This is a genomic window from Ilumatobacter coccineus YM16-304 (assembly GCF_000348785.1).
GTDB lineage: Bacteria > Actinomycetota > Acidimicrobiia > Acidimicrobiales > Ilumatobacteraceae > Ilumatobacter_A > Ilumatobacter_A coccineus.
Window position 1 is genome coordinate 1,041,525 of the sequence record NC_020520.1, and the last position, 21,181, is coordinate 1,062,705.

A 21,181-nucleotide genomic window follows, 5' to 3' on the forward strand; every position below is an offset into this window, starting at 1 on the left:
CTGGTTATTTCCATCCGGGATGGAAATAACCAGGTTGGGTCAGCGGGAGAGTTTGCGGAGCCAGGATTCGCTGTAGCGGAGGCGGCGGGCGAGTTGTTCGTTGGTGGCCGAGGCCACGCGTGACACGCCGGCGAGTCGGTTCATCTCGGCCTGCACCTTGGCGTGGTTCCAGCCGGTGATGTCGACGAGGCGCTTGGCCACCTGAGCGTTGCGTGTACGCAGGTCGTCCTTGCGTTCGCCGACGCTCATCGACCCCGACGGCACGAAACCGGCCTCGGTGGGGATCTCCTCGAGTTCGACGCCCAGTGCCGGGTCGTCGGAGAAGAACGGTTCGGGCGGGTCGGGCTCGTCGTCGAAGCGCGGCGGATCGAGCTCGAACGTGGGCACGAACGTGTCGTCGCCTTCGCTGGCCACGACGCCGCCGTCGGCGTTGACCGTGTGCATCGAGATACCCGTGGCGTACGAGCCGACCACGGTGAACAGCGCGAGTTGCTCGGCGTCGTCTTCGTGGACCTGCTTCTCCAGGCCGCCGTCTTCCTGGAAGTCGTCGTCGTCCTTCTCCGCGCCGGGCGGACGGAGCACGTGGCGACGGGCTTCGGCGATCGAGAACGCGTGGCCACGGAGCCGGGGATCGTCGGGAATGTAGACGTACGCCTTCTGGCTGGTGCGCCCGGCCTGCCAGCGGACGAAACGGCCGATCGCCTGCCGGAAGAACAGTTCGGTGGACGTGGTGGACGAGAACACGCCGACACGCAGTCGCGGAATGTCGACGCCTTCCGACACCATCCGCACCGACACGAGCCATGGGCGATCGTTCTTCGAGAACTGCTCGATCTTCTTCGACGCGCCGGGATCGTCGCTCACGACCACGTCGGCGGGCACCGAGAACCGGTCGCGCAACAGGCGGGCGATGCCCTGCGCGTGTTCCTGGTCCATGGCGATGACGAGGCCGCCGGCGTCGGGCTGTCCGCCTTGCGATGCCGGTGACGTGCGGATCGTGCGGAGCTGTTCGACCGCTTTGGAGAGCACGGCGGGCATCCACTCGCCTTCGAGGCTCAACGCGGTGCGCAGTCGCATCGACGCCTGGTCTTTGGTCAGTTCGTCTTGGAAGTTGGCCGACATCACGTCGCCCGATGCCGTGGTCCACTCCATCTCACCGTCGACGCGAGGGAAGTAGACGGGCCGCACGACGCCGCCGTCGCGCAGTGCGTCGGCGTAGCCGTAGGTGAAGTCGGCGTGGGCCAGGTCGCCTTCGCCGGTGGCGTCGTAGCGGACGAACGGGATCTGCGCGGCGTCGCTGCGGAACGGGGTGCCCGAGAGCGAGAGCCGACGGTAGGCGGGCGCGAACGCCTTGCGGATGCCGTCGCCCCAGGCCCGTTCGGTGCCGGCGTGGTGGACCTCGTCGAGGATGACGAATCCGTCGTGGGCGAGCCCGGCCAGCTTCTTGGCCGCGGTGCCGGTGGCGATCTGCTGATACGTGGTGACCAGGCCGTGGACGTCTTTGGCGAGGCCGTCGTTGGGCGACCAGAACGGGTCGACTTCGAGGCCGAGGCGATGCGCCGCCTGCGCCCACTGGATCTTGAGGTGGCTCGTCGGGGCGACGATGACGAGCGGTCGGTTCTTCTCGGCGAGCACGGCCCGGGCGCAGGTGAGCGCGAACGTGGTCTTTCCGGCACCGGGCGTCGCCACGGCGAGGAAGTCGGGGGCCACCTCGGCGCTGCCGTCGGGTCGCACCGCATCGCCTCCGGCCCGCGCACCGTTCATGAACAGGTCGAACGCGGCGCGCTGCCACGGGCGGAGGGTGATCGTCGACATGAAGGGAGGGTCGTGAAGGGTTCGGGCGGGAAGGGTCGGTTCGAGATGGCGGAGAGGGGGTCGGCGTCGTCGGTGCTGCACAATCCAGTGTTCGACGGCGGGCAGTCGAGACTACTGTCGAGTCCCATGAAGCAGCACTGACGACCGAGACGGCCGCGACACCAGCCCGACTGCATGGGGCCTGCGCCGATCTCGACCGGCCGCGCCGACGCTGCGGCTGCCCGTTTCTGCCCGTTTCTCGGCCCGCATCGGCCGTCTCGCTCAACGGAGTCCTCGTGACCGCTTCACTCATCTCTCGCAATCTCACCGTCAATCGGGGACCGCTCTCGGTGCTCGAATCGGTCGACCTCACGCTGTCTCCCGGTGACCGGCTCGGCGTGGTCGGGCCGAACGGCATCGGCAAGTCGACGCTGCTGCGAGCGCTCGCCGGGCAGGTCGATCTCGATGCCGGATCGGTCGAGGCGATGCCGCCGACCGCGGCGATCGGCTACCTCGCGCAGGAACCCGATCGGACCGACGAGCCGGTCGACGAGTACCTCGCCCGTCGCACCGGAGTGTCGGCTGCGCAGCGCGAACTCGACCGCACCACCGAAGCTTTCGGGAACGACGCGGCCGGTGCGGCCGACGACTACAGCGTGGCCCTCGAACGTTGGCTGGCGCTCGGCGCCGCCGACTTCGAGAGCCGGGTCGCCGAGACCTGGGTCGAGCTCGGCCTCGACGAGCGCTTGCACGACCAGCCGATGTCGTCGCTGTCGGGCGGTGAAGCGGCGCGCGTGGCCCTGGCGTCGCTGTTGCTGTCGCGCTTCGACGTGTTCCTGCTCGACGAGCCCACGAACGATCTCGATCTCGACGGCCTCGAACGTCTGGAGCGCTGGGTGCTGGGGGTCGACGCGCCGGTCCTGGTCGTCAGCCACGATCGGGCGTTCCTCGATCGAACGGTCACCGGGGTGCTCGAGATCGACCATCACGACCACCGTGTCGAGCGCTTCAACGGCGGCTGGGCGGCGTTCCTGGCCGAGCGGGCGTTGGCTCGCCAGCGCGCACAGGACCGCTACGACGAGTACGCCTCGAAACGCCAGACCCTCCTCGACCGCGGGCAACGCGAGCGAGAGTGGTCGGCCAAGGGGCGGGGCCGGTTGCGTCGCTCGGGCGAGACCGACAAGCACATTCGCCATCATCAACTGAATCAGACCGAACAGTTGGCGGGTCGTGCGGCACGTACCGAACGGGCCGTCGAGCGGCTCGATCGCACGGGCGCAGTGGAGGAACCTCGCACGCCGTGGGAACTGCACCTCGACATTCCGACCGCCGGTCGCAGTGGCGATGCGGTCGGCTGGTTGCAGCAGGCGGTCGTCGAGCGGCCCGGCTTCGTGTTCGGGCCGGTCGACTTCGATCTCGGATGGGGAGACCGCGTGGCGATCACCGGCCCGAACGGGGCCGGCAAGTCGACGCTCATCGACCTCCTGCTCGGGCGCGTCGCGCCGACGTCGGGGCGAGCGTCGACCGGAGCAAGCGTGGTGGTCGGTGAGATCGAGCAGGCCCGCGACGCGTTCGTCGGCGACGACGATCTGCTCGCCGGATTCGTCCGATCGACGCAGATGCTCGTCGCCGATGCGCGGCAGTTGCTGGCGAAGTTCCGCCTCGGGCCCGAGCAACTCGGTCGACCGGGTTCGACCCTGTCGCCCGGTGAGCGGACGCGGGCCTCGATGGCGATGCTGATGGCCAACGGCGCCAACCTGCTCGTCCTCGACGAACCGACCAACCATCTCGACCTCGAAGCCATCGAGCAGCTCGAGGTGGCGCTCGACGCGTACGCCGGGACGCTGCTGCTGGTGACTCACGATCGCGAACTGCTCGACACGGTGCGCTTCACTCGCACGATCGAGGTCGTCGACGGGACCGTGATCGAGCGCTGACAGCCCGGAGGGGGCGCGATTTCGACCCTCACGCGCGGTGGCGGAGGTTGGCCGTCGGTGGTGATTCGGGGCCAGTGGCGGTCGAACTGCCGCAAGATCACGTCAAGAGGTCGTTTAGCCACTAGCCGTGGCGCTTTCGCGTCTTTAGTGTTGCTTCGCGGCAGTGCACCAGACGACAGGTCGGTGCATCCGAGGACGGAAAGCAGCCATGGCGGACACGAACGAACAACGATGGAAGGGACACCCGGCGATCGCCGCCGCGATCCGCGTCGCCATCTTCGTCGTTCCGTTCATCACGGCGATGGTCGTCGCCTTCGTCCTGTCGACGCAGCTCCCGCTCGCCGAGACGACCTCGATGCGGATCACCCGCTGGCTCGGCATCGTCGTGGCCTCGACGATCGCGATGACGGTCATCGATCGGCTCGCTCGCCGCCTGTTGCCGCTCTCGACGCTCCTGAAGTTGACGCTCCTGTTCCCCGATCAGGCACCGTCACGATTCCGCATCGCGATGCGAACCGGCACGACCAACCAACTGCGCAAGAAGATCGACGATGCCCGCACCAGTCGAGCGGACGAGACGCCCGCCGAGGCAGCCGAACGTCTGCTCGAACTCGTCGGTCTGCTCAGCCAGCACGATCGCCTCACCCGCGGACACTCCGAGCGGGTCCGTGCGTACACCCACCTCATCGGTGACGAGATGGGCCTCACCGAGACCGAACTCGACAAGATTCGTTGGGCCGGGCTCCTGCACGACGTCGGCAAGACGGCGATCTCGACCGACATCTTGAACAAGCCCGGCCGGCTCACCGACGAAGAGTTCGAGACGATCAAGACTCACCCGACCGAAGGCCGGGCGCTCGTCGAGCCGCTCGCCGACTGGCTCGGCGACTCGCTGCGCGCCGTATGGGAGCACCACGAGCGCTTCGACGGCAAGGGCTATCCGAGCGGCCTGGCCGGAACCGACATCTCGATCGCCGCCCGGATCGTGTCGGTCGCCGACTCGTACGACGTGATGACGTCGGCGCGTTCGTACAAGAAGCCGATGGCGGCCGCTGCGGCTCGCGCCGAGTTGGCCAAGTGCTCGGGAACGCAGTTCGACCCGGTCGTCGTCCGGTCGTTCCTCAACATCTCGCTCGGCCGTCTCCGTCTGATGAACGGCCCGCTCGCGTGGTTCGCCCAACTCGCGCTCTTCGAGCCGACCGGCGTCGTCCACGCCGGTCAGGCGACCGGCTCCGTCGGTTCGGGTTCTGGCGCGTCGACCGCGGCATCGTCGACCTCGGCCATCGCTTCGGGCTCGGCATCGACGGTCGGCGCCGCCGGCACCACGGCGGTCGCCGCTGGTTCATCGGGTGTGTTCAGCACCGCAGCAGCGGTGACGGTCAGCGTCGCAGCGAGCACCGCCGGAATCGCCGCAGCCGCTCCCGAGCAGCAACACGATCTCGTGGCGTTCGAACCCGAACCGGTCGTCACCACCGTCGACAGCGTCGCTCCGTTGGAAGCGCCCTCGAAGACGCTGTTCGACCTCGAGTCGGAGCGCTTCGTCCCGTCGGAGACCGAAGCGGCAGCCGATGCATTCGGTCGCGGCACCGGACGCGTCGTGATCCCGCCGCCGAGCACCACGCTGCCGGTCGGAGACGCCGCGCAGGCACCGTCGGCACCTCGCGCGACCGTTCCTGCGGCCGACGCTGCGACCACCACCACGACGGTGCGGCCGACGACGACGGTTGCGCCCACGTCGGGCGCCAGTGCCACGACGACCGTGCCGACCGCCGCGTCCGGGAGCACGACGACCACCATCGTCGGCTCGACCGCGACGACCACGGTCGCTCCCGCCGGCGCCACCACCACGACCACCGAGGCCCCGGCATCGACCGGAACCACCACGACCACGACGGTGCCTGCGGCCACCACGACGACCACGACCACGACGACGCTGCCGGCAACCACCACCACCACCACCACGACCACCACCACGACGACCACGACGACGACCACCGTCCCCGACGACGATGATGACGATGACGATGACGATGACGACGCGGTACGCCTGTACCTCGGCGGCGACAGCGTGCTCGACATTCCGGCGCTCGCTTATCACACGTTGCGGAGTCAGGCGCCGCCCGACATCGCGCTGCCGAACTACGACACCGATCGCGACAGCGCAGCAGGCTCGCTGATCGCTCGGAGCGCAGCCGGAATCACCGGATCGAACCCGACGAAGGTGCTCCGCTTCACGGCGTCGTTGCTGTCGCCGATGTCGATCGACGGCGATGTCCATCTCGACCTGTACGCCGCAGCGAAAGACTTCGCCGATGTCGACCTCGACGTTGAGGCCGGCCTCTACCGCTGCCCACTCATCGGATCCTGCTCGCTGCTCGGCTCCGACGTGATGAACTTCGACGATGCCGACCGCTTCAAGAAGAAGAAGCTCCACTTCGGCGACATCGACACCAGCATCGGCATCGGCAGCCGCTTGGAAGTCCGCGTCGCCGTGCTCGACTCGTCCGACAGCGATGCGTGGCTCGCCTTCGGCACGCAGACCTATCCCTCCCAGCTCCTGATTTCCGACGACGACTAGTTCGTCGAAGAGCGCGGCGTGTTCGCACGCTCGCGACTCGGCCCGGTCTCGATACCCGTCTGTCGAGGCCGGGCCTCGTCGCGTCACGGGGCACGCGCCGGCGGCGTACGGTTCGATCGTGGCGATGCCAGACAACCGGGCAACCCGTCGGCCCGCTGATCCGTGTAAGCACGTGTGAGGACGGAAACCGCCAGTGACCGATGACGACTACGACGAGTTCTTCCGGACGAGCTATCCGCGTCTCGTCGCCATGGGCATGGCCACGTCGGTCGATCGGTCGATCGCTCAAGACCTCGCACAGGAGACGCTGCTACGGGCGTACAACCATCGCGATCGCCTCGCGTCGTACGACTCTCCGCTGGCGTGGTGCCGTCGCGTGATGGGCAACCTGCTCATCGACCATCACCGAACTCGATCGTCGGAGATCGCAGCGGTCGAACGGCTGGGGTCACGGGCGGAGTCGGCTGCCGACGGAACCCGGGACGAAGTGGCCGACCTCGCGGTCGGCGAACGCTGGGCCGACCTCACCGCCTCGCTCACAGCGCAGCAGCGACTCGTCGCCACCCTCTACTACGCCGAAGATCAATCGGTCGCCGACGTCGCCGAGATCATGAACGTCGCCACGGGCACCGTGAAATCCGCGCTGTCGAAGGCGCGATCCACGTTGCGGCGGCGGCTCGAGGCGACGCTGCCCGACGCCGCGGCTCGCTACAAGGGAGCCGAATCGTGAAGGAACGTGACGACGATCAACTGCGCGGCGTCGCCATGGCAGCGTTCGACTCGTTCGAACGCTCGGTGACCGACGCCGACACCGAGCAGGCACTCGCGTCGGTCCGCGATCGCATCGCTGTCGGCGACGCCGAGTCACTGCCGCCGCTGCCGGTCGACGACCTCGCCGCGCGACGTGATCGCCGAGCGACCGCCTGGATGATCGGCGCTGCCGCGTCGGTCGTGGCGTTGTTGATCGGGGGCCTCGTCGTGGTCAACGGTCGTTCCGACGACACACGCACTGCGGTCGGCGACTCGCTTCCTCCGGCATCGTCTCTCGACGCCCCGGCATCGCCGGTCGTCACGACGATTGCCGCCACGACGACGGTCGAGCAGACGGCACCGGCCGCGTCGACGACGGTCGTGCCGACCACGACTCCTTCGGTGGGGGTCGACGGCGAGGACGAGTCCACGACCACCGTGCTGCCGACCACGACGGCGGTGTTGCCGACCACGACCGTGGTGCCGACCACCACGGTTGCGCCAGCCTCCGTCGACCCGGCCCGGTTGGCGATCCCGCGCAACTGTGTCGAGGTCAACGTGTGCACGCAACTCGACTCGACCGAGGATGGCCGCATCGTTGCGTTCGACCCGACCGACAACACGCTGCGCACCTACACCACGCTCGGCGACGCACTCCTCGCCGAGGTGCAGGTCGACCAGGAGTTCGCCGACCCGTATCCCGATTCGGAGATCGGTGCGGCAGTGGTCGTCGAGCACGTCGGTCCCGATGACGTGGCGTACCTGTCGTACTTCGCTGTCGGTGCAGGTGACGTGATGCGCGACCTCATCGCCGTGGCGCTGAGCGGGCCGTCCGCCGGTTCGGTCGTCGAGCGCTGGCAGGGGCTCGACGGGTCGGGCGACAGCGACCTCGTCCCCACCCGCACCGGCCTGGCAGTCGTCGGGTGCTGCGGACCCGACCTGACGCGGCCATCGGCCGACGCGACCGTGCTCGGCTACGTCGATCGCAACGGTTCACCGATCGAGTCCGACGCCCCGGTGTTCCGCCTCGACCTCGGTGACGCCGGCAACGAGTTGGTGCGGATCGACTCGTCGGGTGACGAGACCGAATTCCGACTGCCGACGGTGGCGTCGTTCCCCCGCGGCATGCCGTGGCTGGCGGCCGCCGCCGATGGCGGTGCCGTGATGAGCATCTACTCGATGCAGTTCGGCCGGTCGTTCGTCGTCGACTTCGAGACGGACTGGCCGCAGTACGGCATCGACCCGGCCGATGTGTACCTGCTCGACGAGGGGGCCGAGATCTGGTTGATCGAGCCTGCTGGCACCGTCGTCGTGGCCGACGGCGACGGTTTCGTCCGTCGCTCCCTCGAGCAGGTCGGCACCGGCGGTTGGCCCGGGCAACCCGAGGTCGACATCGACGCCGGCACCTCCTCGGCGCCCGGTTTGAACGATCACATCGCGGCGAATCAGCCGCGTTGGGCTGTCGATCCGATCCTGCTCGGCCTGCAGCTGTCGCCGTGGAGCGGTCCGAACGAGCGTGTCGACATCCAGTTCGACGAGGCGACGTCGGAGCTCACGATCACCACGTCGGGGTTGCTCGACGACTCCACCGAGAGCACGCAACTCGTGATCCGACTCGAACGAGACGTCGGCGACGGGTTGTGGCGGTTCGTGTCGGGAACCTACGGCTGGCGATGTCAACCGGGCCGCGGCCACCAGGACTACTCGGTCGAGTTCTGCATCTGAGCGGTGACCCCTGTCGCTGCGCTGAGCGAACGAGCGTTCGCACTCGGCGGCTGATGTCGATAGCCTTGACACATCGCTGATCACTCGGTGCTCGAGGCATTTTCGCCGGCCGTGCGTGCTTGGTTCGCGTCGTCGTTTCCGTCGCCCACTCCCGCGCAGGTCAAGGGCTGGCCGCACATCGCCAACGGCGAACACACGCTCATCTGCGCACCCACCGGGTCGGGCAAGACGCTCACGTCGTTCCTCGCCTCGATCGACCGGCTCACGACCACGCCGCGGCCCGAGGAGCGGTCGCACCGCACCCGCGTGCTCTACATCTCGCCGTTGCGCGCGCTGGCCTTCGACATCGAGAAGAACCTGCGCGCACCGCTCAAAGGCATCGAGTTGGCGGCCGAACGACTGGGCGAACCGTTCGTGGCTCCCGAGGTCGGCATGCGCACCGGCGACACGCCGTCGAACGACCGACAGAAGCTGGTTCGGCGCCCGCCCGACCTGCTGATCACCACGCCCGAGTCGTTGTATCTCATGCTCACGTCGAAGGCCCGCGAAACGCTCGTGGGCGTCGAGACGGTGATCATCGACGAGATCCACGCCATGGCCACCACCAAGCGCGGGGCGCATCTGGCGCTCACGCTCGAACGGCTCGACGAGGTGACCGAGAAGCCGCCGCAGCGCATCGGGCTGTCGGCAACCCAGCGGCCGTTGGAAGAGATCGCCGAGTTCCTCGGTGGCTACGAGACCCCCGGCCACGATGGGCAACCCGGCACGCTCCGTCCGGTCACCATCATCGACGCGGGCATTCGCAAAGACATGGAGATCGAGGTCGTCATCCCGATCGAAGACATGTCGACGCTCGGCCAGGTCAAGACCGAACTGGTCTCCGGCCCGGCGACCGCAGCGCTCACCGAGCGGCGCACGTCGATCTGGCCGAGCATCTACCCCGAGATCCTCACGCGCATCCTGGCCAACCGGTCGACGATCATCTTCTGCAACGCCCGTCGCTCGGCCGAGCGACTCGCGGCGAAACTGAACGAGTTGGCCGTCGAAGAAGGTGTGCCGGGCATCGTCGACCCCGAGACGGGGGCGATGGTCGAGGAGTTGGTCAAAGCGCACCACGGGTCGCTCGCTCGCGAACAGCGCGTGGTGATCGAAGACCAACTCAAGCGCGGCGAACTCCGAGCGATCGTGGCGACGTCGTCGCTCGAACTCGGCATCGACATGGGCGCGGTCGACCTCGTCATCCAGGTCGAGTCGCCCGGCGCGGTCAGCCGAGGCATGCAGCGTGTCGGCCGCGCCGGCCACCAGGTCGGTGAGCCGTCGCGTGGATCGATCTTCCCGAAGCACCGCGGCGACCTGCTCGAAGCGGCGGTCGTCACCCGGCGGATGATCGATGGTCAGATCGAATCGAGCCGGTTCCTCCGCAACCCGCTCGACGTCCTGGCGCAGCAGATCGTGGCGCACGTGGCGGCGGTCGAGGAGTGCTCGGTCGACGAGGTCACGTCGCTCGTCCGACGCTGCGCGAACTTCGCCGAGATCTCCGACGAGCTGCTCAACAACGTGCTCGATCTGCTGGCGGGCCGGTACCCGAGCGAGGAGTTCTCCGAGCTGCGGCCGCGCATCGTCTGGGATCGCGTCAACAACACGCTTCGTGCTCGCGACGGGTCGAAGCGGCTCGCCGTCACGTCGGGCGGGACGATTCCCGACCGTGGGTTGTTCGGCGTGTTCCTGCCCGACGGAACTCGCGTCGGCGAGCTCGACGAGGAGATGGTGTACGAGTCGCGGCCGGGTGAGACCTTCGTGCTCGGGGCGTCGACGTGGCGCATCGAAGACATCACCTTCCAGCGCGTCACCGTGTCGCCGGCCCCGGGCCAGCCCGGCAAGATGCCGTTCTGGCACGGCGACCGTCCGGGTCGCCCGCTCGAACTGGGGCGAGCCCTCGGCGCCTTCATCCGCGAGATCCGCGACCTCGGTGTCGGACACGCCGTCGACGACGAAACGGGTGTCGCCGATGGTCCGCATCCGGGCGTCGCCCGACTGATGGAGCACTACTCGCTCGACGCGTTCGCGGCGCACAATCTGGTGCAGTATCTCGACGAGCAGGTCGAGGCGACCGGGGCGGTTCCCGACGACAAGACGATCGTCGTCGAGCGGTTCCAGGACGAGATCGGCGACTGGCGCATCTGTCTGCTCAGCCCGTTTGGCACGCCGGTGCACGCGCCGTGGGCGATGGCGATCGAGCGGCAGCTCATGGATCGCTTCGACATTCCGGTCGAGACGATGTGGGGCGACGATGGCATCGTCATCCGGCTGCCCGAGTCGGCCGACGAACTGCCGGTCGAGTCGCTGCTGATCGACCCGGAAGACATCGACGAACTCGTGGTGTCGACGCTGCCGCAGACCGCTCTGTTCTCCGCTCGGTTCCGCGAGTGTGCCGGCCGCGCCCTGCTGTTGCCGAGGCGGCGACCCGATCGGCGAACGCCGCTCTGGCAGCAGCGCCAGCGCGCGGCCGACCTGCTCGCCGTGGCATCGAAGTTCCCGACGTTCCCGATCCTGCTCGAAGCATCCCGCGAGTGTCTGCAAGACGTGTTCGACGTGCCGGCGCTGCGCGAGGTGCTCGGGCTGTTGCGGTCGCGGGCGATTCGCGTGGTCACCGTCGACACGGGCAAGGCGAGCCCGATGGCGTCGAGTCTGTTGTTCAACTGGATCGCCGCCTACATGTACGAAGGCGACGCCCCGCTCGCCGAGCGTCGGGCGGCCGCACTGGCGCTCGACCGTGACCTGTTGCGCGATCTGCTCGGCGCCGAGGAGTTGCGTGACCTGCTCGATCCCGACGTGCTCGCCGACGTCGAGCTCGAACTGCAGTGCCTCACCGGGTACCGACGTGCCCGCTCGGCCGACGAACTGCACGACGTGCTGCGCAAGGTCGGCGACCTCACCACCGCCGAGATCGACCTGCGATGCGTCGACGACGAGGTCGATGCCGCCGCAGCGCTGCGACAACTCCTCGACGAGAAGCGGGCCATCGAGATCGGGGTCGGTGGCGAAGTCCGCTACATCGCGGCCGAAGACGCCGCCCGCTATCGCGACGCGCTCGGCTGTGCGATTCCGGTCGGGCTGCCGATGGCGTTCACCGACCCGGTCGCTCGCCCGCTCGAAGAACTCGTCGGTCGCTACGCCCGAACGCACGGCCCCTTCCTCGCTGCCGACGTCGCCCGCCGGTTCGACGCTCCGACCGAGCGGATCGCCGGAGCACTGGCCGCCCTCGAAGGGGAGGAGCGGCTCGTCATCGGCGAATTCCGCCCCGAAGGCGTGTCTCGCGAGTTCTGCGAGGTCGACGTGCTCCGCCAGTTGCGCCGACGCTCACTCGCGTCGCTGCGCAAGGAGGTCGAGCCGGTCGAGCAGGAGGCGCTCGCACGGTTCCTGCCGGCGTGGCACAACATCCCGGCGCAGCGCCGCGGCATCGAAGCGTTGGTCGAAGCGCTCGGCGTGTTGTCGGGCGCGGCATTGGTCGCCTCGACGATCGAGTCCGACGTCTTGCCGTCGCGAGTGGCGGCGTACCGGCCGTCGATGCTCGACGAGTTGTGCACCGCCGGTGAGGTCATCTGGATCGGTGCGGGCGCGGTCGGGGCGAAAGACGGTCGAGTTCGGCTCACCTTCGCCGATCAACTCCCGATGCTCGCTCCAGGTTGGGAAGATCGAGAGCGCCCGGACGGCGCGCTGCACGACGCCATCCGCGAGCTGCTCGCCGAGCGCGGCGCCAGCTTCTGGAACCAGTTGCGGTCGGCCGCGCCCGGTTCGACCGACGACGAGTTGCTCGCCGCGCTCTGGGACCTCGTGTGGGCCGGCGAGGTCACCAACGACTCGCTCGCTCCGCTGCGCGCCGTGGTGGCCGGCGCCAAGGTCAAGTCGGGTGGCTCGACGACGCGGAAGTCGAGGGCGGGTGTGCGCCCACGTCCCGGTCGGCTCAACCGCATCGGACCGCCCGCCGGTCAGGGCCGCTGGAGCCTCGTCGCTCCGCTGCTCGAACCGGCACCGCACCCGACCGAGGCGGCGCACGCGCAAGCGCTGCAACTCATCGAGCGCTACGGCGTGGTCACGCGTGAAGGTGTGCTCGCCGAAGGCATCGCCGGTGGATTCACCAACGTGTACGGCGTGCTCAAGGTGCTCGAAGAACGCGGGCAGGTTCGCCGCGGCTACTTCGTCGACGGGTTGGGTGCTGCCCAGTTCGCGATCCCGGGCGCGGTCGATCGGCTGCGCTCGGCCCGCGACACGCCCGACCCGATCTTCCATCCCGACGATCAGCCCGACCCGATCGTCCTGGCGTCGACCGACCCGGCCAACCCGTACGGCGGCACGCTCCCGTGGCCGACCACCACCGGGCGTCCGGCCCGGAGCGCGTCGTCGCTCGTCGTGTTGCGCGCCGGAAAGCTGCTGGCGTGGTTCGATCGTCGAGCGCATCACCTCGTCACGTTCCCCGACACGCTGATCGACACGTCGTGGGCGACGGCGCTGATGGGCCTCGTTCGAGACGGACGCGCCAAGTCGATCGAGATCCGCAAGGTCGACGGTGAGCCGCTCACCGGCGCCGACGCACCGGAAGGGTTCGTGGAGTTGCTGCGCACCGCCGGGTTCGCCGACGGCTACCGCGGCATGACCCACCGCTCGTAGCAGCACTAGGTTCGCAGGTCGCTGTGCTGTTCAACCCGCTTCGCAACGACACACCGCGTGTCACCGCCCGCACGATCGAGTTCCTCAATCTGCTGCGCGGCGTGGCCGTACTCCTCGTCGTGTACGACCACCTCGGCGCGATCTGGCCCGAGTCCAACGGGCGGTCATGGGTCGCCAATCGGGTGATCCGGCGTTGGGTGAGCGAACCGCTCGGCATCATCCAGGACTTCGGCTTCTTCGGTGTGGCCGTGTTCTTCCTCATCTCGGGCTTCGTCATCACGCACGTCGCGCAACGCGAGACGCGTCTCCAGTTCGCCGTCAAACGAGTGCTCCGGATCTATCCGCCGCTGATCGTGTCGATCCTGTTGATCATCGCGATCGCCTTCATCCAGGGCACGCAGCGTCTCTCGATCGGCGAGTACGCCCAGACGATGACGCTTGCCAACTACTTCCGTGTCCCCACGTTCGTCGCCAACGCCGTGGCGTGGACGCTCGTGATCGAGATGTTGTTCTACATCGGCGTGTTCATCACGCTGCCGCTGCTCAAGCGGTGGCCGCTCGTCGCGAACGGCTGCCTGCTTGGTGCGTGCGCACTGATCATCCTCACGGCCCGGTCGTTCGGCGCGAGCTACTTCCTGTTCGCCGCTGCGGTCGCCTATGTGCCATACCTGCTGCTCGGCCAACTCGTGTACCTGCGGTGGACGCGGCGCATCACCACCGTCGACTACGCGGTGTTCACGCTCGCGACCTATCTCGTCGTCGTGTTCGGCATCCGGCGGATCCACACGGCGTTCTCGCCGGCCGACAACAGCTACATGATCAGCGTCGGATTCGCGTTCGCGCTGTTCGTCGTGGCGCTCCTGTTCGAGGAGTCGATTCGCGTGCCGGCAGCGATCGCTCGAACCTCCGAGATCAGCTACTCGCTGTATCTCGTGCACGGCGTGATCGGCTTCTACGTGCTCGACGTCCTGGTGGGCCGAGTGCCGTTCACGGCGGCGATCGTCGTCGCCTTCGCGGTTGCCTATGCGGTGGCGTGGGCGTCACATCGATTCGTCGAGTTGCCGTCGCAGCGGCTCGCTCGATCCCTGCTCGCCCGCCGCACGGCGACCGACCAGTCGGTGCATCCAGCCCGTCCGCGAACGTGACCCTCCCAAATACTCGCCCCGAGAATCGACAACCTGGGTTGTCAGCCCGACAACCCAGGTTGTCAATTCCGCGAGCGGTGATGATCTGCTCTCGACGACGGTCGTGCCGTGACCGCGCCATCGCTCGATCCCGAGCACCCGGTCGAGTGAGCCCGTGGCTCGAAGGTCGGACGGGGTGTCGAGTCAGGCGGGGGGAGCGACGCTGGCGTCGGGAACCCAGTTGCCGTGGAACCCGAAGGGCACTCGCTGGGGGAGTGCGATCTGTGCGACCGCGGGCCCGGTGAAGTCTTCGGCGTCGAGCACGTGGAGTTCGCTCGAGTCGGTGGTGGCGTCGTAGACGACCGTGAGGATCCAGCCGGCATCTTCCTCGTCTCGCCCCGCCTTCGGGACGAACACCGGCTCGGCGCCGCCCCGTCCGAAACCGAACTCGTGGCGCTCGACGCTGCCGTTCGCGAAGTCGTACTTGTTGACCGCCCCGTGCAGGTTGACCTCGCGCGGCTTGACCTGCGAGGTGTACCCGAAGCGGTGCTCCTCGAGCCCGACGCGCGGGTTGTGGCGCGGGAACTCCTGAGGCATGTCGTCGATGCGCGTCTCGGTGACGCGGCGAGCGACCGGATCGATGATCCACCGGTCGAGCGTCGGCGGCTTCTCGGTGAACGGGCCGTTGCGGTCGTCGACCATGAGGTCGTCGTAGCGACACACGTCGACCGTGACTCGACCGTCGGGCATGTCGTACGCGTTGAGCGGGTGGAACACGTAGCACGGGTCGACGTCACACCACACGATGTCGTCGGCGCTGCCGTCGCGGGGGAGCAGTCCGACGCGGCACGGGCGGTCGGGATCCCACTTGAACGGGAACGGGTAGCCCGCGGCGAGCACGTCGAAGTTCACCGTGACCGACAGGTCGTACACGATCGCGTACTTGTCGGTGAGCGACATGTCGTGCATCATCGGCATGTCGGGGACGGGGATGGCGAGGTTCTTCGTGACCGTGCCGTCGCTGCCGACGACGGTGTAGTTGACGTGGTCGACGAGGTCGGGCCACTGGTAGTTCATCGAGTGCAGTTCACCGGTCGCCGAGTCGTACTTCGGGTGGGCGGTGAAGGGGCCGTCGAGGGTGCCGTTGAACCGGTTCTCGCCCAGTGGGGTGAGGTCGTAGGCGAGTTCGATCGGCGGGCTGCCCGCTTCGACCATGGCCCAGGTGGTGCCGGCGAACCCACCGACGTTGGTGTTGGCGCCGAACTTGCCGGCGGCGCGATCTTCGGCCGGGCTCACGTAGCGGTTGCGATACCACTCGGCCTTGCCACCGCGCAGGCGCACGCCGTGGACCATGCCGTGACCCATGAACCAGTGGTGCTTCGCCGGGTCGACCTCGAGTTCGGGGTTGGGCCCGTTGCGCAGCCAGCGGCCTTCGAGCTCGGCGGGGATCTCTCCCTCGACCGGCAGGTCGTGGGCGGTGAGCTCCTGCTCGACCGGGGCGTAGTTGCCCGAGAGATAGATGTTCTCGCTCGGTCGGCGATCAGGAAGTACAGCATCGGTCATGCCGACATCCAACCAGATGAGTGAACACCTGTCAACCTAAACCGTCAAACGGTGTCAGACACCGAATGGCGAGCGCGGTGCCGGGTCTCGTCGGTGGCCAGTCATCCGGTGTCAGACACCGTTTGAGACATCATGTGACGAAATGCATACTGGGTATTGCTTTCTGGATACCGAGTATGCATACTTGGTAACTATGAGATCGAGGCCGCTATGGCAGTGAAGCATGGGTTGCTCGCCCTTCTCCGAGATGACCCGCACTACGGGTACCAGCTCAAGACCGAGTTCGAATCGGTCACGGGCGGCGTGTGGCCGCTCAACGTCGGCCAGGTGTACACCACCCTCGATCGGCTCGAACGCGATGGCCTCGTCACGATGGAACTCGGCGACGACGACCAGAAGCTCTACTCGATCACGCGGGCCGGCGTCGACGAACTCGGCGACTGGTGGCAAGCGGTTCCGGCCGACGAACCGCCACCGCGCGATGAACTGATGCTCAAGGTCCTGATGGCGATCGAGCACGGCCCCGACCATGCGCTCGACGTGCTCACCCGACAGCGGTCGGCGCTCACCGCCCTGCTGCAGATGCGTCGTCGTGAACGCAGCGCGGTCCATCCGCCAGGAGCGATCTCGAACGGCGAGGGCCTCGCCGCACTGCTCGTCACCGACGCCCTCATCGTCCGTGCCGAAGCCGACCTGCGATGGCTCGAAGTCTGCGAAGCCCGTATCTCGACGCTGAAGGCCAACTCATGACCGACCAACCCCGCGACACCACCAACGCTCTCGCTACGAGCCCACCGGCTCAGAAGGTGAACACTCCCATGCTCCAGTACCTCGACGTCGTCAAGAGCTACGGCTCCGGATCGACCGAAGTGCGTGCGGTCACCGACGTCTCCCTCACGGTCCAACGCGGCGAATTCGTCGCCGTCATGGGGCCATCGGGGTGCGGCAAGTCGACCCTGCTGCACCTGGCCGGAGCGCTCGAACAACCGAGCGCCGGCCGAGTCATCGTCGACGGCAACGACCTCGCCGACCTGTCACCCGCCCAGCAGGCAGAGCTCCGACGCAATGATGTCGGCTACGTCTTCCAATCGCTCAACCTGATTCCGGCGCTCACCGCACTCGAGAACGTGATGCTGCCGCTCGAACTCGACGGAACGCCCTCGAAACAGGCCCGCAAGATCGCCCGCGCCGCGCTCGAACAGGTCGGCCTCGACCAACACCTCGATCGCTATCCCGACGACTTCTCCGGCGGTCAACGCCAACGCATCGCCATCGCCCGAGCGCTCATCGGCGACCGCCGCCTGCTGCTGGCCGACGAGCCGACCGGCGCACTCGACACCGTCAACGGCGACCAGGTCGTCGAACTGCTCGCGGGTCTCGCTCGCGACCGCGGCGTGTCGGTGGTGATGGTCACCCACGACCCGCGATTCGCCTCGTGGGCCGACCGCGTGATCTTCCTGCGTGACGGTCGCGTGGTCGACGAGTCCGCTCCCGCGTTCGACGACAGCTCGATCCGATGACACTCCTCGACGATCGACCGGCCGCTCCCGACGCATCGGCGGCCCCCGAGTCGACCCGCACGCGCTCGTCGTCTCCGACGGCGACGTGGAACTTCGCGTCGCGGCTTGCTCGACGCGAGGTGCGCCGCCGGCCCGGGCGCACGTTGCTCGTCATGCTGCTCATCGCCATCCCGGTGATGGGCATGGCCACGGCCAGCATCGTGGCGCGAACCACCGCTCCGGCGAACGGCGACACGTTCACGCAGCAGTACGGCAGCGCCGACGTCATCGTGGCGACGAGCGCGGGAAGTCCGTTCGGCTTCGACCGCAACACCGAGGTCCTCGGCGATCAGGCGCCGCCACTTCCCGACGGATCCAGCTTCGCCGAGGTCATGTCGATCTACTCGCCGATTCGCGCCGAGGTCGATGGCGCGGTCGCGACCGAGTACGTCCAGCTCAACGATGCCGATCTCGACGACCCGATGTTCGACGGAGCCGGTGCCGTGACCGACGGGCGAGTCCCCGAGGGGCCCGACGAGGCCTTCCTCAGCAGGCGCCTCGCCGACCAGTTCGGCGTCGACGTCGGCGACCGGCTGCGACTGGTGCGGCCCGACCTCACCCTCGACGTGGTCGGCATCGGTGGGGGAGCACAGTTCTACGAACAGAACCTGATCGTCATCCCGAACTTCGATCGCGATCTGGTGATCGACGACCAGCTGTCGATCGCGACCCTCATCGATCTCCCGTCCGACCTGACACAGGAGGAACAGGCCGCGATTCTCGAGAGCTACCGGGCTCAGGGTTCCAACGCCTACGGCCGCACCGATCAGTGGACGTACGGCGAGGAAGACGTGACCGGGCAGCAACTCGCCTGGGGGTGGGTCGCCGGCATGGTCGCCTTCGTGGCCGTCGGCATCGTCATCGCCGCGGCATTCGCCACGTCGGCGCGGCGTCAACTCGTCACCATCGGTCAGCTCGCCGCCAACGGTGCTCCGCAACGACTCGTGCAACGCACGATGGCGTTGCAGGGTGCCTGGACGGGAGCGCTCGGTGCCATCGTCGGCTTGGCGATCGCTCTCGTCGGTGTCGGCGTCGGCGATCACTACGGATGGCTCGACCGATTCGCCGGTCGCGAGACCGGGTCGCTCGACATCGTCCCGATCGACATGATCGTGATCGCCCTCACGGCGGTTGTCGCCGCAACGGGCGCAGCCCTTGTGCCGGCTCGGTCTGCCGCGCGCATTCCGGTGCTGACCGCGTTGGCGGGGCGGCGCCCGGTGTCGACGCCGCCCAACTGGCTCGCCCCGACCGGTGTCGTGCTCCTGGTCGGCGGACTGCTTCTGCTGTTCGGTGCCGCCGGCACGCAAAGCGCCGACGACTTCACCGCGGCGATCGCCGTGCTCGGCTCGCTCGCCATCCTGTTCGGCATGGTTTGCGCGTCGCCGCTGATCGTGGCGGGCATCGGCGTGGTCGGCAGCCGCTTCGGAGGTGTGATCCGCCTCGCCGCTCGTTCACTCGACCGAGGGCGGGCGCGTTCCGCTGCCGTTCTCACTGCGGTCGCCACCGTCATCGCCCTCGCGGTGGCCGGAGCGACGGTCGCTCGCACGGCGGAGAACTCCGACCACGCCAGCGACTACGACCCGGATCTCCGGACCGTGTCGGTGGCGTTCCAGGCCGACTGGTTCGGCAACCCGCCGGCGATGGACGAGATCTCGAGCACCGGCATCTTCGACCAGTCGCCACAGCCGCCGACCGAGTTGCCGACGCTGATCCGCGAGCCACTCGAGACGTTGCTGCCCGATGCGACCTGGACGCCGATCACGATGCTGGTCGTCGATCCGCCGCCGTACAACGTCAACACCGGCCTGTACGTGGGCGACACGTTCGACGGGCAACGGCCTCGTCTGACGCAGATCGCCGTCGCCGACGAGGCATTGCTCGACCGGCTCGACTACTCCGACGAGCTCGTCGCAGCGCTCGACGAGCAGGGCATCCTCGGCGGCTGGGCGGGACACGGCGGTGAGTTTCTCGCCAGCGACGGTCGAATCGTCGAGGTCGTCGGGTCGGAGGTGTTCGTCGAGAACGACGGCGACGGGTTCACCGACGGGGTCGACACGGTCGACGGTTCGCCCGCGACCCGTGACCCCCGAGTGCTCGGGTACGTGGCCGACTCGAACGGCAGGTACGTCGCCGAAGCGGTCGTGAGCGAGCGCTTCGTCGAGGAGAACGGACTCGACGCCGCCGTGGCCCAGTACTTCATCGACAACCCCGCCGACATCACGAAGCGGCAACGCGACGCGATCAACGAACTGCAGCCGCACTACGGACCCGACGCCTTCGTGGTCGAGGCCTCGGCGCCCGGGTTCGACGGGGTCGACGTCAACGAGGGCAACGTCTGGTACGTCTGGACCGACAGCCCGATCACCCGCACCCCGTGGGGCCTGATCCAACTCGGTGTCGCGCTGGCCTCGCTGGTGATGGTGCTGCTCGTGGTGGCGATCGGCCTGTCGCTCGCCGCGACCGAGAGCCGTGACGAACGCGACGTGCTCCACGCGGTCGGCGCGGCGCCGAAGACGCTCCGTCGAGTCGCCGCAGCGAAGGCCTGGGTCATCACGACCGGGGCGGCGGTGGTGGCGATTCCGACGGGCTACGCGACGATGTGGGTCATCGGCCGAGCCAACGACTCGACCGCGCCGTTCCCGGTGCTCCTGGTGCTGGCGCTGCTGTTCGCCGTGCCGGCGATCGCCGCGAGTGCGACCTTCGTCGTGTCGGCGATCGCTCAGCGAGTTCGTCCGATCACCGCGTCGACCGCGTCGGTCGTGTGAACCGAGATCCGCCGGTCTGGTCTGGGTGTACGCCGTTCTCCGAAACTCATCCGGACCAGACCAGAGTGGCGGGAGCCGGACCAGAGTGGCGGGACGCGGTTCAGAGGGCTCGGAGGCCGGCCCAGGCGAGGGCGCTGACTTCCTTCGCGATGGCGTCGGGGTCGAACTCGTCGCCCAACTCGACCAGGCGGCGGCTCGCACCTTCGGCGAGGCCGACGAGGGCGTGGGCCAACGTGCGGCGATGGCTCTCGTCGATGTCGACGGCGATGAGCGGCGCGGTGGCGTTGGCCGCCTCGGACGTGATGCGAGCGATGACCCGTGCGAACTCGTCGTCGCTCGACGTGCCCGGACCGAACAGCAGCTTGAACGCATCGTGGTCGTCGGAGACCCAGCGGAAGTAGGCCCGGAAGCCGAGTTCGGTCTGGCTCTTGCCGTCGGTGGCCTCGGCGGTCGCCTTGGCGATCGCTTCGAGGAGTTGGTTGCCGACCTCTTCGAGCAGCGCCTGATAGAGCTCGCGCTTGGAGTCGAAGTGCTGGTACAGCACCGGCTTGGTGACTCCGGCGGCCTCGGCGACATCGTTCATCGACGCCCCGTGGAACCCCGCAGCGGCGAAGACGTCGAGCGCGACCTCGAGGATCTGTTCGCGTCGTGCGTTGGCGGGGAGTCGTGGGGACATATGAGTTACCGGATGGTAACCCGCCAGATCGGCGATGTCATC

The 21,181-nt window shown here is 68.0% G+C and carries 12 protein-coding genes; 9 read left to right on the forward strand and 3 right to left on the reverse strand.

Annotation, left to right across the window (positions count from 1 at the left end; all coding sequences use genetic code 11):
* Positions 1 to 39 precede the first annotated feature (39 nt).
* Entirely contained in the window at positions 40 to 1,815 is a 1,776-nt protein-coding gene (locus YM304_RS04735) for a DEAD/DEAH box helicase (RefSeq protein WP_015440505.1), read from the reverse strand.
* 275 nt (positions 1,816 to 2,090) lie between these two features.
* On the opposite strand from YM304_RS04735, the gene YM304_RS04740 reads away from it, so the two are divergent.
* The 6 genes from YM304_RS04740 (at position 2,091) to YM304_RS04765 (ending at position 14,597) form a co-directional block, all read left to right on the forward strand.
* The gene (locus YM304_RS04740) at positions 2,091 to 3,731 is read left to right on the forward strand and encodes an ABC-F family ATP-binding cassette domain-containing protein (protein WP_015440506.1); all 1,641 of its coding nucleotides are present in this window, start codon (positions 2,091 to 2,093) and stop codon (positions 3,729 to 3,731) included.
* A 208-nt stretch (positions 3,732 to 3,939) separates the two neighbouring features.
* Positions 3,940 to 6,309 carry an HD-GYP domain-containing protein gene (locus tag YM304_RS22010; RefSeq protein WP_015440507.1) on the forward strand — a complete coding sequence of 790 codons (2,370 nt, stop codon included), beginning with the start codon at positions 3,940 to 3,942 and terminating at the stop codon, positions 6,307 to 6,309.
* Positions 6,310 to 6,502: 193 nt separating this feature from the next.
* Entirely contained in the window at positions 6,503 to 7,039 is a 537-nt protein-coding gene (locus YM304_RS04750; protein WP_015440508.1) for an RNA polymerase sigma factor, read from the forward strand.
* On the forward strand, positions 7,036 to 8,784 hold the full coding sequence (locus tag YM304_RS22015) for a hypothetical protein (protein ID WP_015440509.1): 1,749 nt from the start codon (positions 7,036 to 7,038) through the stop codon (positions 8,782 to 8,784). The genes YM304_RS04750 and YM304_RS22015 overlap by 4 nt, the downstream gene beginning before the upstream one ends.
* Before the next feature lie 87 nt (positions 8,785 to 8,871).
* The gene (locus tag YM304_RS04760) at positions 8,872 to 13,452 is read left to right on the forward strand and encodes a DEAD/DEAH box helicase (RefSeq protein WP_015440510.1); all 4,581 of its coding nucleotides are present in this window, start codon (positions 8,872 to 8,874) and stop codon (positions 13,450 to 13,452) included.
* A 23-nt stretch (positions 13,453 to 13,475) separates the two neighbouring features.
* Positions 13,476 to 14,597, forward strand: coding sequence for an acyltransferase family protein (locus tag YM304_RS04765; RefSeq protein ID WP_015440511.1), 1,122 nt, complete (start codon positions 13,476 to 13,478; stop codon positions 14,595 to 14,597).
* A gap of 183 nt (positions 14,598 to 14,780) precedes the next feature.
* Here YM304_RS04765 and YM304_RS04770 read toward each other — a convergent pair whose 3' ends face one another.
* Complete coding sequence (locus YM304_RS04770; protein ID WP_015440512.1) at positions 14,781 to 16,139, reverse strand: carotenoid oxygenase family protein; 1,359 nt, start codon at positions 16,137 to 16,139, stop codon at positions 14,781 to 14,783.
* 210 nt (positions 16,140 to 16,349) lie between these two features.
* Between YM304_RS04770 and YM304_RS04775 the strand changes: the two genes are divergently transcribed.
* From YM304_RS04775 to YM304_RS04785, 3 genes are all read left to right on the forward strand, one after another.
* Positions 16,350 to 16,889 (forward strand): PadR family transcriptional regulator, encoded by a 540-nt coding sequence (locus tag YM304_RS04775; protein WP_015440513.1) that lies wholly within the window; start codon positions 16,350 to 16,352, stop codon positions 16,887 to 16,889.
* Between the two features lie 68 nt (positions 16,890 to 16,957).
* Positions 16,958 to 17,659, forward strand: a complete 702-nt coding sequence (locus YM304_RS04780) for an ABC transporter ATP-binding protein (RefSeq protein ID WP_015440514.1) — start codon at positions 16,958 to 16,960, stop codon at positions 17,657 to 17,659.
* Positions 17,656 to 20,463, forward strand: coding sequence for an FtsX-like permease family protein (locus YM304_RS04785; protein ID WP_041298018.1), 2,808 nt, complete (start codon positions 17,656 to 17,658; stop codon positions 20,461 to 20,463). Before YM304_RS04780 ends, YM304_RS04785 begins: the two co-directional genes overlap by 4 nt.
* A gap of 100 nt (positions 20,464 to 20,563) precedes the next feature.
* Here YM304_RS04785 and YM304_RS04790 read toward each other — a convergent pair whose 3' ends face one another.
* The gene (locus YM304_RS04790) at positions 20,564 to 21,139 is read right to left on the reverse strand and encodes a TetR/AcrR family transcriptional regulator (RefSeq protein WP_015440516.1); all 576 of its coding nucleotides are present in this window, start codon (positions 21,137 to 21,139) and stop codon (positions 20,564 to 20,566) included.
* Positions 21,140 to 21,181: the final 42 nt, after the last annotated feature.

Excerpts from the sequence above, each read along its gene's own strand:
- YM304_RS04735 (WP_015440505.1), bottom strand. The coding sequence starts at position 1,815 with ATGTCGACGATCACCCTCCGCCCGTGGCAGCGCGCCGCGTTCGACCTG.
- YM304_RS22010 (WP_015440507.1), top strand. The coding sequence starts at position 3,940 with ATGGCGGACACGAACGAACAACGATGGAAGGGACACCCGGCGATCGCC.
- YM304_RS04770 (WP_015440512.1), bottom strand. The coding sequence starts at position 16,139 with ATGACCGATGCTGTACTTCCTGATCGCCGACCGAGCGAGAACATCTAT.
- YM304_RS04775 (WP_015440513.1), top strand. The coding sequence starts at position 16,350 with ATGGCAGTGAAGCATGGGTTGCTCGCCCTTCTCCGAGATGACCCGCAC.
- YM304_RS04780 (WP_015440514.1), top strand. The coding sequence starts at position 16,958 with ATGCTCCAGTACCTCGACGTCGTCAAGAGCTACGGCTCCGGATCGACC.
- YM304_RS04785 (WP_041298018.1), top strand. The coding sequence starts at position 17,656 with ATGACACTCCTCGACGATCGACCGGCCGCTCCCGACGCATCGGCGGCC.
- YM304_RS04790 (WP_015440516.1), bottom strand. The coding sequence starts at position 21,139 with ATGTCCCCACGACTCCCCGCCAACGCACGACGCGAACAGATCCTCGAG.